The 711-nt window shown below is 77.9% G+C and carries 1 protein-coding gene and 1 pseudogene; both read right to left on the minus strand.

Features of this window, described 5'->3' with window-relative positions; translation table 11 throughout:
* A pseudogene (locus GT030_RS09280) lies at positions 1-142 on the minus strand (transferase); the annotation flags it as partial.
* A gap of 35 nt (positions 143-177) precedes the next feature.
* Positions 178-711, minus strand: a 534-nt coding sequence (locus GT030_RS09285; RefSeq protein ID WP_346009598.1) for a DUF6716 putative glycosyltransferase, incomplete at its 5' end; no start/stop codon positions are given.

Below are 711 nucleotides of genomic sequence, written 5' to 3' on the forward strand. Positions count from 1 at the left end.
CGCGCACCGCGCGGGCCACCAGCGGGACGCCGCCCACGGGGGCGAGGTTCTTGGCCGGCACCCCCTTGGAGCCGCCGCGCGCCGGGATCACGGCGAGCACCCGGCGCGGCGGGTCGCCCGGATCGGCGGGCCAGTGGGTCATGGGGTCAGCTCCTTGAGAGGAAGAAGGTGCGGTACTCACAGCTCGCCCATCCGCCGGATCACCGGGGCGACCCGCTGGACGCCGTGCCGGTACGCGCCTCGGGCGGCCCGGCGCACGATCTGCCGGACGGGTCCGGCCTCCGCGCGGGTGGCGGGGCTGCCGGGCAGCGGGGCGCCGTCGGGGCCGAGGTGGTGGCGGGCGAGGATGCCGGGCAGATAGCCGGGCGCGGTCTCGGGGGTGTAGTAGGGCTCCAGCGGCGGCAGCGCGCCGGACCGCTCCAGCAGGGCGGCGATCCGGGCGCGGGCCGCGTCGAAGGCGCCCGCGTACGAACCGTCCCCGGCGGCGACCCCCTGCCGGGCCAGCCACTCCGGGTCCGGCTCCGGCCGGTGCCCGGCGTCCAGCCGGTCCCAGGAGGTGAGGCACCCGGAGCCCAGGAAGTGGTGGTTGCCCAGCGCCTCCCGCACCCCGAGGTCGGTCAGCACGGCCGTCGGAATGCGCCGGTGGAGGGACTCCAGGGCCGCGGTGGAGCTGACGGTGACCAGGAGGTCGGTCCGGTCCAGCACCTCGCC

The organism is Streptomyces sp. SID1328 (assembly GCF_009865595.1).
Taxonomy (GTDB): Bacteria; Actinomycetota; Actinomycetes; order Streptomycetales; family Streptomycetaceae; genus Streptomyces; species Streptomyces griseoluteus.